The organism is Rubneribacter sp. (assembly GCF_965361815.1).
The window spans coordinates 1-15,424 of the sequence record NZ_CBDTNW010000151.1 but is presented as its reverse complement, the minus strand read 5'-3'; the positions used below and the strand labels follow the sequence as shown (position 1 = coordinate 15,424).

General features: G+C 65.0%; 4 protein-coding genes. All 4 read right to left on the bottom strand.

Translation table 11 applies throughout. The features are described 5' to 3' along the window. Positions 1 to 580 precede the first annotated feature (580 nt). From ACWKY3_RS11110 to ACWKY3_RS11095, 4 genes are read right to left on the bottom strand one after another with little or no spacing between them, the layout of a single operon-like run. Positions 581 to 10,504 (bottom strand): Spy0128 family protein, encoded by a 9,924-nt coding sequence (locus ACWKY3_RS11110; RefSeq protein WP_449316469.1) that lies wholly within the window; start codon positions 10,502 to 10,504, stop codon positions 581 to 583. After that, complete coding sequence (locus ACWKY3_RS11105; RefSeq protein ID WP_449316468.1) at positions 10,501 to 11,886, bottom strand: sortase; 1,386 nt, start codon at positions 11,884 to 11,886, stop codon at positions 10,501 to 10,503. The genes ACWKY3_RS11110 and ACWKY3_RS11105 overlap by 4 nt, the downstream gene beginning before the upstream one ends. 15 nt (positions 11,887 to 11,901) lie before the next feature. Beyond that, positions 11,902 to 13,614, bottom strand: coding sequence for an isopeptide-forming domain-containing fimbrial protein (locus ACWKY3_RS11100; protein WP_449316467.1), 1,713 nt, complete (start codon positions 13,612 to 13,614; stop codon positions 11,902 to 11,904). Further along, positions 13,607 to 15,241: a SpaA isopeptide-forming pilin-related protein gene (locus ACWKY3_RS11095; RefSeq protein ID WP_449316466.1), complete on the bottom strand. Its 1,635-nt coding sequence runs from the start codon at positions 15,239 to 15,241 to the stop codon at positions 13,607 to 13,609. Before ACWKY3_RS11095 ends, ACWKY3_RS11100 begins: the two co-directional genes overlap by 8 nt. Positions 15,242 to 15,424: the final 183 nt, after the last annotated feature.

Sequence of the window (15,424 nt, the reverse complement as noted above, 5' to 3'; positions counted from 1 at the left end):
TTGGCGCTTTGCGCCATTTTCTCCGTGGTTCTGGGAATCGTCGGCATAAGCCAGCGCCGCAAGTAGCGGACGCGTCGGCAACGCCGGCAGGAAGGAGGTGGCGAACAGCTGAGTGAAAAGGGAAAACCCCGCTGACTTTGACGGACTGCGGGGTTTCGACCAAAACACGATGCTGCCCGGATCAGGCGGGGCACCGCTTGGTTTGCATGATAGCACACGATGCGCAGGTGCGCCAGAGGCACGTCGCGTCGTGGCCGCATAATAATGATACAATTAGTTGTAAATACAGCCGCAAACCCTGTTCCTGCGGGTGCGAGTTGTTGCGCCTTTGGGTGGTTGTGCGTGCCGCTGCGCTTCCGCGCCCCACCGCCATGCTCGCCTTCTGCCGGCCGCGTCCTCTACCGCCGCATGCCCCCTACCGCCACATCCCTTGGCCCACTTGCACATCCCTTGGCCCACTTGCCCCACATGCTGCGACCCCGGGATGTTTCACGTGAAACATCCCGGGGCCTCAGAGGAAGGAACCGGGGCGCTTGGCAGGTCGAAAGAGCGCCCCGGAATCAAGAGGGGATGTCAGTCGTTACGCGCTGCGGCGCCTCCGCAAAGCCCAGGCGCAGCCGACGGCCACCACAACGGCACCCAGCAGACCCACGCCCGCGGCGCCGGTGCGGGCCAGTAGCACGGCCAGGCGGTTCTCGAACTCGTAGGAGTCCTCGGCCCCGTCGTAGCGCACCTCGGTGGTAAGCGTGCCGTCGCCGTTGTCGGTGACGGTCACCGTGGCCGTCACCACGTGGCTGTCGTAGGAGACGCCCGCCTCGCCGGTGTTAGCCTCGGCAATCTCGTAGGTGAAGGTGCGCGTGCCGGCGGCGCCCAGGTCAGAGGCGGCAAACTCCAGCGGCTTGAACGTCACCGAGCCGTCGGCGGCATTCGTGGCCGTTTGCAGCACCTGCCCGAACTCGTCCGAGTCCGCCATGGCGTCCTTCAGCACAAAGCTGAACAGGCCGTCGGTCAGCGTCCCGCCCTCGAAGCGCTTCGAAGCCGAAAGCACCGCCGATCCTGTGGCCGCGTACGTGTTGGCAACCGTCACCTCCACGTCGTCGCCGGTCAGCACGCCGGACAGGTTGGACGAAGCGTCCGCATCCTGCGTCCAGCCGGGCGCGGCGGCCTCGGCCACCTCGTACACAGCCCCGTACGGCATGCCGGAGAACACGGCCTTCTGCCCGCCCAGCAGGGTAAGCGTCCCGCCGTCGTCCACCGTCACCTCACGCACCAACAAACCCTCGGCGTCAAGCACCTGGCCGGTCACGCCCAAAAGCGGCGAACCCTGCGCGTCTTTGAGCGACAGCGTGAACTCAAACTCGCGCGCGGCCGCGGCAGCGCTCAGCTCGTCGTTGGTCACCACCTTGGCAACCGAGAACCCAACCGTCTGCATCTCGTTGGTGAAGGTGTTGTCCGACCCGTCGGCGCCGTACGAGGCAACCGCCGACAACGTGCCGTCGCCATTGTCGGTCACCGTGACGGTAACCGTGCGCACGGCGGTGTCGTACACCACGCCGTCCAGCGCGAACCCGCCCGCGGCAATCTGCTCGGGCGTGGCGGCGCCATAAGCCACGCCGTCGGCGTTCACCGCGTTGGCGGGCACCTGTTCGCGTATGGAGTAGGTGTAGGTGCCCGCCTGCGTGTAGGAAATGGTCGGGAAGTATGCCGGCGCCTTGCCGTAGGCGGGGTTGGCCACCTCGGCTCCGTTGGGATCGTCCGGATCGGGCATGGTGGCGTTGGAATCCACCGGCCCGTTCACAGCCGTGCCCACCAAAGCGCCCAGGGCGCCGTCGGGCTGCTGCTCGAACAGCTCGAAGGTGAACTGGCCGTCGGCCGCGGTGGCGCCCTCCAGCAGTTTGTACGCCATCAGCTGCACATCGCCCGAGGCGGCGTACTCGTTGGTGAACGAAACCGCAGCCTCAACGCGGGACTCGATGGTGCCCGCAGTGTTCGTGGCGCCCGTCTGGGTCCAACCGGCCGGCACGTCCAGCTCGCTCACCGCATAAGAGCTGCCCGCAGGCAGGTCGGCGAAGTGCGCCGCCTGGCCGCCCTTGAGCGTGATGACGCCGTCCGCCGTCGTCTGCGGCGCGCCGCCGTCCACCGTGTACTCGCCCGCGTACGGACGGCCCGCCACCGTCAGCTTGAAGCTGAACTCCTGATCGGCCGACGGCCCGCCGGCCATCGCACCGCTTACGGCCTTGGAAATGGTCAGCGATCCGGGCACCGTGGTGTTGGCGAACGCCGCCGCACCCGGCGTGTCGTCGGAGTCGTCGTAGACCACCTCGGCAACCAGGAAGTTCGAGTTCGCCGGGTCGGCCGACACGTTGACCGTCACCTTTTCCTCGCGCGGGTCGTAGTTGATGTTCGCGTCGCCGCCGTCCACCTCGCGAATCACGTAGGTATGGGTGCCCACCGCATCGTACTCGATGGGGAAGAACACCACGTTGCCGCCGTCGCTCACCGTCACAGGACCGCCAACCGCAACCTCCGTGCCACCCGTGGTTTCGTACAGCTGGAACTGGAAGCCGTCGGCCGCGTGCGCCCACTCGCCGTCAAACGTCTTGGTGGCGAAGATCTGCGCGGACGTTGCACCCGGCGTCCACTCGTTGGTGAACACGGCCTCCTGCGTGTCGTCGGGCTGGATGATGCCCATGTCGCCCGTCTTGTCCACCAGCTGCCAGCCCGCTTCGGACTGCTCGTACACGCGGTAGCTGGTACCCGCCGGCAATCCTGACACGGTGGCGATGTAGCCCGCCGGCATCGTGACCTCTATCACACCGGCCTCGGGCGTGGAGATGTTGGTCAGGCTTTGCCACTGCGCGTACAGATCGTACACGCCGTTCGGAGCTGCCGCCAACTCAAAATGGGGAACCGTGCCGCCATCTTCGTAGAGCACGTCACCGTCGGGCGTGCCGCTCCACCCGACAAACACATAGCCAGGCCTATAGAGCTGCGTGCCCACCAAGTTCAGCGTAGCGTCATTGCTCGCATCAGCTTTCTGCGTTGGCATATTCCCGGAGCCGCCATTCGCATGGAAGACAATGTCTATGGACATATCCCATACGTAAGTACCCGCAAGGCCGGCCTCGTAGGCATCCGCAAGCTCTATAGGCGTGTACGAGAGACCCGTCAGATCCTCTTTGATCCACGTTTTTTTGATCGTATTAGGTGTGGGGAGCGTAGTCTGCGCCATAGTATTCGACCCTTTGAAAGAGAAGTTTGGCCCCAGCGTCACAGAGGAAAGCGCACTACACCCGTCGAACATATCTCGCATAGTCTGATAACCCGTCGTATCAAAGTTTGACAGGTCGAGGGAGGTGAGTTTCAGACAATTACGAAACATGTATGCCATCTGAAAGGCTTTTGAAGTGTCGAAGCTCGACACGTCGAGGGAGGTGAGGGACGAGCAGCCCTCGAACATGCTGGCCATGCTCGTGACTTTTGCGGTGTCGAAGCTCGACACGTTGAGGGAGGTGAGGGACGGGCAGCTGAAGAACATGTTGGTCATGCTCGTAACACTTGCGGTATCGAAGTTCGACACATCGAGAGAGGCAAGGGACGAGCAACCTTCGAACATGCTGGTCATGCTCGTAACACTTGCGGTATCGAAGTTCGACACATCAAGAGAGGTGAGACTTGAACAACCGCTGAACATGTCCGACATGCTCGTGACGTTTGAGGTTTCAAAAGCGCCTCCAAACGTGATGGACGTCAACTGCGCGCAACCGGCGAACATGGCCGTCATGCTCGTCGCTCGATAAGTTTCTAAAGATGAAAGATCGAGGCTGGTCACACCGGAGTTCTGAAACATGTAAGACATATCCGTAACTGACGAGGTGTTCAAACTCGACAGGTCCACTGATTTCAAAGACGTGCAACCGTTGAACATGTTGGCAAAATTTGTAGCGATTGGCGTATCAAACGAACCCCACGTGATGGACTCCAAAGAGGAGCAGCCTTGGAACAAAGCCCTGAGGCGCTGCACAGAGCTCGTATTGAAATTGGTGAAATCAACCGACTTCAAGTTTTTGCAACCGGAGAACATCGCCTGCAGATTGAAAGACGACGTCGTCCCGGGCTCGAATTCCACGCTTGTAATATCGTTAAGGTTGTTTTGCCAAGGAAAAGCGCATGTGGTGGTGCTTGTATTAGTGGTCGTTACGCCCGTGCCGCCAATGGTGAGACAGCCGCTGTCGTCGATGGTCCACCACCAGGTTCCCATGTTGCCGCTGGCTATGTCGGCATATGCCTTTTCGGGGACGAAGAGGCTGGTCACGAAATCCACGGCGCGGTCGATGAGGGTGGGCTCGGCGGCTTCGGCAGGCTCGCTTGCGGCAGCGTCGCCGCCCTCGGCGGCATCCGCCTCGTCTCCCGCAGCAGCATCCGTCTCGTCGCCCGCCGCAACGTTCGCGGCCAGGGCGTTGCCGGAAGCCTTCTCCACCACCTGCACGTCGCTCGGGTCCACGTCCACGGGCAGGCCCTGCTCGTTGGTAAGCTCTATGCGGAAGGTGAAGGTTTGGTTGGGGTCGCTGCCCGCCTGCGAGTTGGGCCCAATCACCTTCTCCACGCTCAGCGCGCCGTCGTGATAGCGGTTCTGGAACTCATACGAGCCGTTTTCGGCCGTCACCGTGCCGTCGCCGCCGCACACGGCGCAGTCGGCGGGATGCGGGTCCACGCCCGCGCTCTCCCAGCACGGCACCTCGAAGCCCTCGAACTCCGTGGACAGCGAGAGCGTGCCGTTGTCGTTGTCGGCCACCGTCACGCGCACAAGCGACACGTGGGTATCGTAGTCCATCGTGGCGTCCGCGCCCGCAACCTCGCGCATGGCGTACACGTAGGTCTTGCCCGCATCGCGCTGGTCGAAATCCAGCAGGAAGTTCACCAAGCCGTCGGCGTCGTTGCGCACCACGGTGCCTACGGGCGTGAACGTGGACGTGCCCGCGCCCTCGTCAACGTCGATGCGGCCCAGCTCGAACTCGAACTGCCCGTCGGTCAGCTGACCGCCCAGCAGCGTCTTCATGGCCTGCAGCGACACCTGCCCCTTGGCCTCGTAGCTGTTGTCGAACACCGCGCCGGCGTCAACGTCGGTGGGATCGGCTATGGGCGCGCCGGCGGCGTCGAAGTACTCCACCTGGGTGCCCAGCGTGCCGTCGCCGTTGTCGGTGACGGTCACCTTCGCCGTGTACACGTCCGCGGCATAGGTGTAGCCGGGACGCGAGGAGTCCACCTCGCGGATGGTGTAGGTGTAGGTTTTGCCGTGGTCGGCCTGCGTGAAGGCGAGCGCGCCAAAGGTGACGGGCGCGGTTTGCACCGTGTTGCCATCGGCGGCGTTAGGCGCGTCGCTGGCCACGGCGTTGGTGGCCGTGCGCACCACGGCGCCGGTCTCGTCCACCAGCTCGAAGCGGAACTGGTAGGGCGACATCTTGTGCCCGGTCAGCTTCTTCACGGCCCTCAGGTTCACCGCGGACTCCGCCGCGTAGGTGTTGGTGAACGAGGCCGTTTGGTCCTCATTGGGCTTGATGGTGCCGGTGTTGCCCGTGGCGCTGGTGGTGAAGCCGGGCACTTCGGCCTCGGTCACCTTGTAGTTCACGTTCTGCGGGATCTCCAAAATCTCCGCGCGCTGGCCGGCCTCCAGCACAATGGTGCCGTTGGTGGCCACAGTGCCGCGCGACACTTCGGCGTCGTCCGCGCCGTACACCACGTAGGCAAACTCGTCCAGCACCGGCTCCTCCACGGCGGCGTCGCCCGAACCCACGGTTTTGGTGAACTCAACCGTGAACGTGAACTTCTTGCCGTCCTCAACCATTGTGGTGCCAAGCGCCTTCTTGGAAAGCACCAAGTTGCCGAAGGGATGATAGGTGTTCGTGATGTCGAAGCCGTCCTGCGACACCACGTAGGAGGGGACGGTGGTCACGTCTTCCTCAACGGTGTAGACGATCTCCACACCGCCGTCACGGTACTTGTCCAGGCCCGTGAAGCTGTACGACCAGTTGCCGGAGGCGTCGCCGCGCACCGTCTTGGTCTGCACCAGCTTGCCGTCGGCGTACAGCTTGATCTTGATGGACGCGGGGCGCTCGCCCTCGGTGTCGCCCACCCAGGTCTTGACGCCGGACACCTCGGTTTGCTCAGGCTTGTGAACGTTGGTCATGGTGAAGGCGCCGCTTACGCTGTCAAACGTCACGCTGGGAGTGTAGCCCGCCGGCGTGTCGTCCTCGCGCAGGGTGTAGATGATCTTGCTGCCGTCGTCGTTGAGGTAGGGCAGCGGGCCGAAGGTGGCCGACCAGTTGTTGGAGTCGTCCAGCACCTTCGTGGCGTCGGCGGCGGTCCAGCCGGCAATGAAGTCCTCGGCGGGCTTGCCGTCGGCGTAGAGGTGCGCGGTCACGCCGCGGTCGGGGCGCAGGCCGTCTTGGTTGTCGGCGTCGTCCCAGGCCTTGGTCACGTTCAGCTTGTACTCCACCAGGCCAACCTTGGTGTAGTCGTGGCGGATGGCGCTTTCGTGCTCACCGCTCGCGCTCACGTCCGTGGAGGTCATGACCACGTTGTTGTACGCGTGCGCATCGCGCTCGATAAGCTCCGAAGCCGTATCGCCCTGCGGAGCGCGCATGTTCAGGATGGCGGACACCTCGCTGTTGGGGCCAAGGGTGAACTCGCCGCCGTCGGCTGCCTCGCGCGCGTCGATGGCGATGGCGCGCACCGTGGACAGATCCGTGGCCTCCGTGAGCAACTGCCAGCCGCCGGCGTTGCCGGGAGCGCCCAGCAGCAGCGTCTCGTCTATCTGGGTGGTTCCGTCTTGCGAGTTGATGACGCCCAGGTCAACATGCATATAGTTGGTGCTGTAGTACACCTTGGGCGCGCATCCGGCGGCCTCGAAGCCGCTCACGTCTATGCCCTCGAACGTGCCCCTCCATATCTTGCCGTCGCCCACGGCCTGAATGTCGTCAGGGTCGTTGCCGCCGTTAGGAATATAGTTCTCTATGGTGTCGTAGATGATGATGTCCTTGGTCTTGGACGTTTCACCGCTCTTCATGCTCAGACGGTAGCTGTAGGTGCCGCTCGCGTACACGTCGCGATCGGTGTCCTGGGTGCCGCCGTAGGTCACGCCGGTGGACCAGTAGCCGTCGTTGTTCGTCATCACCAGCTTGTTCAGCGACGAAAGCGCCGCATCGGGAGCGTCAACCGTCTGCGTATGGCCCGCGTAGACGAAGCTAGGCGCGTCATGGTTGGGGTTGAGGTCGGTCATCGCATCGCGCTCTTCGTCGCTTGCGAACGCGTCTTTGGTGCCAACGTTGTTGCTGCCCCAGGCGTTGTCCTCTTCGCCCTGGTAACCCGGGACGGTGCCCAACTTGTCATTGCCGGATTCGTAGGACACCACGTTGTGCAGCTCGTTGCCGTAGGTGTTCAGCTCCAACCGGGTGATCTTGGCGTCGAACTCCAGCGTGACGGTGTCCTTGTAATAGGTGAGCGAGCCTTCTTTGTAGGTGGACGACTGCGGCGTGAGGTCGGCCTTCACCACCAGCATGGTGCGGCCGGTGCCGCGGTAGTTCTCTATGGTGTACGCCTCCACGATGATGTCGTTGTCGCGCATTTTGATGGTGTCCATCTGCGGAGCCATGCCCTTGGGCAGAAGGTCGTAGAACGTGCCAACGGTCTCGGGCGTCAGCGAGCCGTCGGCCACGGCCGCCTCGTAGGTGGTCTGGTCGGAGATGAAGCTTTGCTTGTCCAGCTTTATGGTGTAGTGCTGGGTGTAGGTGCCGTTGCCGTCCTCGTAGTTCCACGCGCCGCCCGCAGGATCGCTGGCGGTTTTTTCCAACAAGGCGCGCGTGTCGGTGGTGTAACCGTTCAACTTGTCGCGACCGCGCTTGTTAATGCTGGTCAGCTCCGAGCCTTGATCGTTGGACACCGTCATGTTGCTGTAGTTCCACACGCTTTTGGTGGGGTTGGGCGTGCCGTCGAACGACTCGGCGGCCAGCGTGCCCATGGCGCCGGAGGCCAGCACCGTGGTGTTCACGCGGATGGCGTAGTACACGCCGGCCACGGTGGAGGACAGCACGGTGCGCACGCCCTCCACGCCCTCGGGCAGATCCACCGTGGACGAGGTTTGCGTGCCGCCGGCGGCCAGCGTGATGTTCAGGCTTCCGGTGGTCCAATCGGCGGTGGCAAGGTCAACCCACTGGCCGCCCTGCTTCACCTGCAACGTGACCTGGGGAATCTTGGTCACGTCGTCATCGCGGACGTAGTCAACCGTGCCGTCGGAAAACGAATCGAAGTCTATGGAGCCGTCGGGTTTCAGATTGATCTGCGTGGCCTTCATGATGGTGGGTATGGCGGGGAACTCCACACTCTTGAACGTGAAGTCGGTGCCCAGCTTCAGGCCGTTGTCGTAGCTGCCAAAGGCGCCGGTGTCGGTGAGCGACAAACCGTAGTCCTCGGTGGTCAGGGTGACGGGCTTGTGACCGTAGTTGGCCAGGTTGCCCAGCGGGTTGCCAGAGGAGTCAACCTCTTCGTAGGTCCACGGCAGCAGATAGCCCATGCTGCCCACGGTGTAGGAGATGTCCACGTCCTGGCCGTCGCGCAGCGAGTTCAGCGCCGAGGGGTACACGCCGTAGTAGTTGTTCGAATACGCTGCGGACAGGTCGCCCGTTTTGCTGAAGGTGTCGTGCACCGTCTCCATGCCGTTGGCATAGGGCGTGTGGCTGTTGCCGTTTTTGTACACCATGAAGTGCCCCGTGGGCTCAATGAACACCGGGTCTTCGTAGGTCCACTTCACGCTGGAGCTGGCGGTTTGGGTGACCACCTTCTGCGGGTCGGTTTTGCTGGGGTCGTTCGGGTCGGTCCAGGTGGGATCCTTCTCGGTTAAGGTGTAGGTGACGCTGTTCTCAAACGTGTACTCGTTGTCCTTGGTGAACTGGTCAAGCGGGTAGGCCACCTTCACGGTGGTGTAGGACGAGGTGCCGGTGGTGACGGAGGACGTGTCCGGTCGCACCACCACGTCCTTGGAGCTGGCGGTGCCGTCGCCAGCGGTCTGATCGATGATGAAGCCTTGGTAGGTGTCGCCCTTGGTGTCGGTGAGCTTCAGCTCGTAGGGCTGGTTGGTGTTCTGGCTGATGTAGGCGTTCATGTACCAGGTGACCACCACGTAATGGTCCACGCCGTCGATGCGCTGCGCCTCGGGGATCGAGGAGGCGGGCAGCACTTCCACGTCGCCGGACTGGCGTTTGGTGGCGCTGGTCATGTTGGCTTCGGTGTCGAACTGCGCCGTGAGAGCGTTGTCGCTTTCCTTCGAGATGACGGTGCCCGTGGGCGTGACGGCCTCGATGGTGGCCGTGAACGGCTCGCTGGGCTCCATGTCCTGCATCCGGGTGGGGTCGATGCCCTGCACCTCAAACTCGATGTAGCCCTGCGTGGCGGCGCTCAGCTGGCGCGTGTTGGTGATGACGATGTTGCCGTCCACCAGCTTGTAGTTCCACTCTCCGTTGGTGGAGGGATCCTGGGGCAGGGGGACGACCGTCTTGCCGATGGGGTTGCCGTCGCGGTCGTAGAACATGTTGGCCGGCACGGTGATGACCAGCTCGCCGGGGGCGAAGTTGTTCTCGCCCGACAGCGAGTAGGACAGGCGCATGCGCACGGCCTGGTCGTCGCGGTTGGAGGGCTTGAGGTAGAGGTTGTCGGGATCGCCGTCGTCTGCGGTGTCGGACGTGATCCACTTCATCGTGAGGTAGTTGATGAAGGAGCCGTCCGCGCCGTCGTTGGCCCGCGAGGCGCGGGGCGCCGCAAACGCCTCGAACGCGGCCGTGGCCGCCTCGTCCGCCGTAGCGGCGTCCAGACCGGCGACGGTGCGCAGGGCTTCGGAGGCGTTGGCACGCGAATAGGTGGCCGGACCCTCCAGCGTGACGCTGGACACGCCGTCCACCTCGTGGTATGAGGCGTTGGACTCGTCGGACTCCGAAGCGGCGTCGGCGGCGTCGGCGTCATCTTGCGCACCTGCGTCGGCGGCGCTGCCGGCGGCGTCGCCGGTGCCGTTGTCGCCGGGTGCGGGCGCCACGGCGTTGGAGCCGGTGTTGGCGCCGGAGGCGTTGGCGGCTGCGTCTGCGCTGCCGGCGGCGTCGCCGGTTGCGGCGTCCGCATCCGCGCCTGCGTCGGCGGCGTTGCCCGCGCCGTCGGCCGTTGCGTTGGCGGCGGCTTGCGTGCCCGCGCCGGCGGCCGCGTCGTTCGCGCCGGCGGCTTCGCTTGCGCCCGTCACTTCCACTCCCGCTTCGCGCGCGGCCTGCGCCAGCGCGGCTTGCGACTGGTCGCCTTGCCGCTGCTCCTGGTCGGCCAAGCCTTGGGCCGGGAACAGCGACACGGTCAGCATCACCGCCATGAACACCGCGAACGCGCGACGCATGCCGGCTTCGTGGCGCCGCAAAGCGCCGAAAGTCTGTTTGCCATGCATCTTCATTTCGATCCCCGTCTGCTCTTCTCTCACACTTCCGTCGTCTTCCGGTTCGCCGCCTTGCGCGACGCCGTTACCTTCTTTCGCACCAGCACTCCCGCCGCCGTGGCCAGAAGGACCGCAGCGGCTATGATGAGCGGGCGCGTGTTGTCGTTCACGTACACGCCCACATCCGGCGCGGTGCTGGCGAACTCCGCCGGATCGTACTCGCAGCGCTCGCCATGGACGAGCAGCCGCTTGTCGTTCACGCCGATGCGCCCCTTCGGGTTCCACGCATCGGGCGTGGTGGTGCAGGTGACCAGCGTGCACACGTCCCCGTCGTCCGGGGTCACGTCCACGCCGCTCGGGTCCACTATCTCCCAGCCGGTCACGCGGTAGGCGTACACCTCGCCCAGCACGTGAACGGCGAACACATCTCCGGCCTCCAGCACGCGGATGCCGTCGAACACGCGCTGCCGGTACAGCCCCGAATGCCCGGTTAAGAAGCAGTGGCTGCGCTGGCCGCCCACCGGCAGGGACGTTTCGGGCTGGTGGCCCGCTCCCGCCGAGAGCACCGTTTCGCTCACGCCGTGGTACACCGTGGTGGTGATGCCGGCGCGCGGGCACTCTATCCAGCCCATCGCGCGGCCCGTGGCGCTTGCGGCGTCGCTGGCGGCGGCGCTTGCGGCGTTGCCGCCGGCGGCGCTTGCGGCGTTGCCGCCGGCATCACTGCCGGCGGCGGTGTCGGCGCTGGTGGCAGTGGCGTCTTCGGCGCCGGCAACAAGCTGCACGTCGTAGGGCAGGATCTCGGCTTCGCCGATCACCTCCTGCGCCTGGGCGTCCTCGTAGCCTCCCAACCGCGCGTTGTAGGCGCTCGCCTGGGCGAGGAGCCACTGGCGCTCGCCCTCGTCCATGCCCTCGGCCGCGTCCGTGACCGTGGTCACGTTGGTGGCCGCCTGGTACTGCGCGTACAGGTTGAGCGCCACCGGGGCCAGGCACATCAGCAGGCCCACCGCAACAAGCAGCAACGGCAGGACGGGCCGCCGCGTACGGGCCTGCGGACGGGCCTTCTTGCGGTGGCCCGCGCGCAGGACCGCGTTCTCAGGCTGGGGCGGAACCGGAGCCTTGGCGGCGGCTTGCGCATCGGCTGCGGGCTGGGTCGGAGCCGGGGCCGGAGCAGCCTGCGCCGCGCGTACGGGCCGAGCCTCGGCGGCTTGCTCAGCGTTCGCGGACCGGGCCGCCCCCAGGGGGGCGGACGCCTTGCGGGGCGTCGGCCTGCTTGCCGCGCGAGCCGCCGATGCGATCTCGGGCTCGGGCCTGCGGGGCGTCGGCTTGCGCGCGGCGCTCCGGGCGCCCGCGTCGCGCTGCGGCTGGGAAGCCGCGTGCTTCGCGTGCGCCGGAGCTTTCAGCCGCTTGCGACCGGACGATCCTGCCATGCGAGGACGCGCTCCTTACGCGTCCTGCTGCTCGGCGCGGTTGCGGCGCGTGCGCACCAGGTACCAACCCAGGCCCACGGCCACCACCGCAGCGCCGCCCAGCCCAACGCCCGCCGCACCGGTGAGCGCCAGGGTGACGTTCTTGTCGTTGGTCACGTCAACGCCCACGGTGCCGGTGTCGGCGCTGGTATTGCCAGTGTCGCCCGTGGCAAACGCGCCGGTCACCGTGCCGGTGAGGCCGGTCAGGTTGCCGTCGCCATCGTAGGCGGGCGTGACCACTAGGGTGATCTCGGGGTTGGCCGGCAGCTCGTAGCTATCGGGGGCCTTCGTCTCGATCAGCGTGTAGGTGCCCGCGTCCAGACCCTTGATGCCGGTGATGGTGCCCTGGTCGTCCGTGACGAACTTCTGGGCGTCGTCTTGCGTGTCAGCCGTCCATGCGCCGTCCTTCAAGAACTTGCCCTCGGCGTTTTTGATGACGAACTCCGCGCCGGACAGCACCTGGTTCGTGACCTTGTCCATCTTGTCCACGTTCACGGCAAAGGTGTACACCTTCGCGCCCACCTCCGTCGTGGTGCCCGTGGTGGTGGCGTGCGGGTCGTTGGAGAACTCGAACGTAGCCGTGTTCGGGTTGCCGTCGTCGCCGTAGACGATGTCGGCGCCCGTGAGCGTGGCGGTGTAGGTGATGGTGAGGGTGCAGCCAGGCGTGATCTCGGACACGCCGGTAGTTCCGTCCAGGGTGTTGTCGTTGCCGACGGTGAGCGTCTGGCCCGCCACGTTGATGTCGAACTTGTCGGTGACCTCGGTGCCAGTGTCGGCATCGCCCACGAACACCTGCACGTCATCCGCGCTCACCGAAAGGCCGGCGGACAGGTTGTCGGTGACCAGGGCCTTGAACGACGTGAAGCCGCCGTAGTTGTCGGGGATGGTCACCGTGATGCGGTAGGGGATCTCCTGGCCAATCTCGTAGTCGGCGTAATCGCCCCACGCATTGTTGGAGTCCTCCTGCACCTCCTTGTCGATGCTGGGAGCGGCGGCCTTCTCGTCCACCGTGGTGGCGGCGCCGCCCAGCGGGAACCAGATGGGCAGCGTGGCCATGTCCGTGGTGTCGTCGGGGTCCAGAGTTGTGGCCGTGGTCAGGAACAGGTAGTAGCCTTCGGGGCCGGTGAACTCCACGCCCTGCGTGGCGGTGCCGGCCGACTGGATGTTGTCGTGCACCCACTTGGCAAAGCCGTTGGCAAAGCTCGCACCGCTCGGCCACTTGGGATCATGGACGCCCGTCCCAGCGGAGTCGCCAATCTGCGCCGAGATGTACTCAAGCGCGTTCTGCGCGATCACTTTGGCCGTGTCCACGCCGGCATCGTCCACGCCCTTGTTGGCCTTCAGCCAGTCGATGTAATCCTGGCCCAGCTGCGTGACGAGCGCGGTTTGCTTGCCGGTGTCCACGCTGGCGTCCCACGCCACGTTGGAGGCCATGTTCTGATCGTCGATGTCAGCCGTGAACAGGCGGTACGCGTCGTAAGTGGCATCGGGGTTGGCCACCTGCGTGATGGTGACGGAGCCGTCTGCCGCCCACGCGCGCTCGGGTGCGGCCGCAGCGCCCATGCTGCCCGCCATGGTGCCTACCAGCGCGCCGCTCACCAGAAGAGCGGCGGCGCGATTGCGCCAACTGCCGGTATGCGAGATGTTGTCGATAATGCTGCGATTCACCTTCGTTTCTCCTTTACGCATGATGTGCTCCTTCCTTCCTGCGCTTCACGGCAGCCACCGCAAAAGCCGCAGCGCCCACAGCCGCCAGGATCAGACCCAGCTTCGCCAGCGGAGCCAGGCTGTCCCACGTCTTGGCAAGCGCGCTCGTAATGGTGTTGGGCGCGCTTGAGGAATTCTGCTTGCCGCCGTCGTCGGCCGGCGGGGTGCCCGTTTCGGGCTCGTTCGTCACCGTGAACTCCACCGAGGTGCTTTCGGCCTGCACGTTCGCAGACAGATGGCTTTCGGCCTGCACCTTCATCTCAATGCCGTCAAAGCCGTGCTCGGCCGAGATGGTGAACAGCGACTCAGGGTTCTGGGGAAGCCGGTAACCCTCGGGGGCCTCAAGCTCCACCAGGGCGTAAGCGCCGGTGGAGAGCAGCGGGATGCTGCCTATCGAACCCTGGGCGTCCGATTCGAACGTAGCGCGCGTGGCCTCGGCGCCGAAGCTGCCGTCTTCCTGCAGCCATGAACCCGCCTCGTCGCGCACGGCGAACACGGCGCCCTGCAGGGCCGCGCCATCGGGGGAGGCCTTTTTCACCAGCACCTTGAAGGCGTAGGCCTTCGTTTGGTCCTTGGGGGTCTCGCCGGTGCCGTCGTGCGAGGGGAAGGTGGCCCACGCCGTGTTGATCAGGCCCGCAGAGCCGGCGGCGGCGTTCGGATCGACGATCATGGAGTAAGTTAGCTCCACGGTGTCGCCGGGCTGCACGGCTGCGTCGCACAGGTTGTCGATGGTGGCCGTGAACGAAGAGTCCTTCGCCTGCAGCGTCATAAGCTCCGTGATGTCGGTGCGCGTGCCGTTTGCGCTTGACACCAGCGTGAGCTTCGCGCTGCTTGGCACCAGCGTAAGGCGCGCGTCCCATTCGTCGTGGAACGCGCAGGTGTAGGTGCCGCCGTTGGCGAACTGCTTGATCGTCTCGGGGACGGTGAGGATCAGGCGGTACTCAAGCGCCTGGCCATTGCCGTAGATGCCGGAGTCAAGCCACTCGTCTCCGTCTTTGATCTCCTTGACCAGGGTGGGCGTGTCGGACTTGTCGCCCAATTCAACGTCGCCGCCGGCAACCCAGGCGAGCAAGGGGCGCTTGCCCTCGGATTGCAGCAGGTACCAGCCGTCGGGCACCGGCACGGCGGGGCCGTTCACAACCACCTGATGCGCGGCGTTGGCGCCGGCGGTGGTGACATGGGTGGCCAGCCATGCGGCCAGCGATCCGTCCGCGTCGGTTGCCAGCGCGTCGCTGGCTGCTTGGACGAGCGCGCGGCCCTGCTCCTTGGCGTTGGACGCGGCTGGATCGTACGACGGCAGCGACGTTCCGCCCACCTGCTGGCCGGCCACGCCTTCCCACGCGAAGTTGCGGTCGGGCGCGCACACGCCGTCAAGCGGAAGGGCGTCTGCGTCCGCGATGCGCGTTGCCGCGTAGACGGCGCTCGTCTCTCTGTCCGAGACGATGCGGATGCTGCCCGCGTTCGCGTCAGCGAAAGCCGCGGAAGCGGTTGCGACGGCGTCTGCGGCAGCGCCCGCAAGCGCGGTCAGCGCAACTGCGACGGCAGCCAGCAACGCGGTCGCACGCCGGGGTATCCACAGGCGCGCGGACGCTCCAGACTGTGTCGGCATATCCTCCTCCATTTCCCGATAGTGAGCCCAATGTGACCAAGCTATTCTTTCACACAGACGAAAAGTGAATCTATCTCATTTATGCCATTAACCTCCCGGGTGTTGTTGTTTCCCCAGATGAATGGCTTGTCGTTCGTTTTTAGAAATTCGCCTGATTCAATTTCTGGTTGAGGGAAAAGCGCT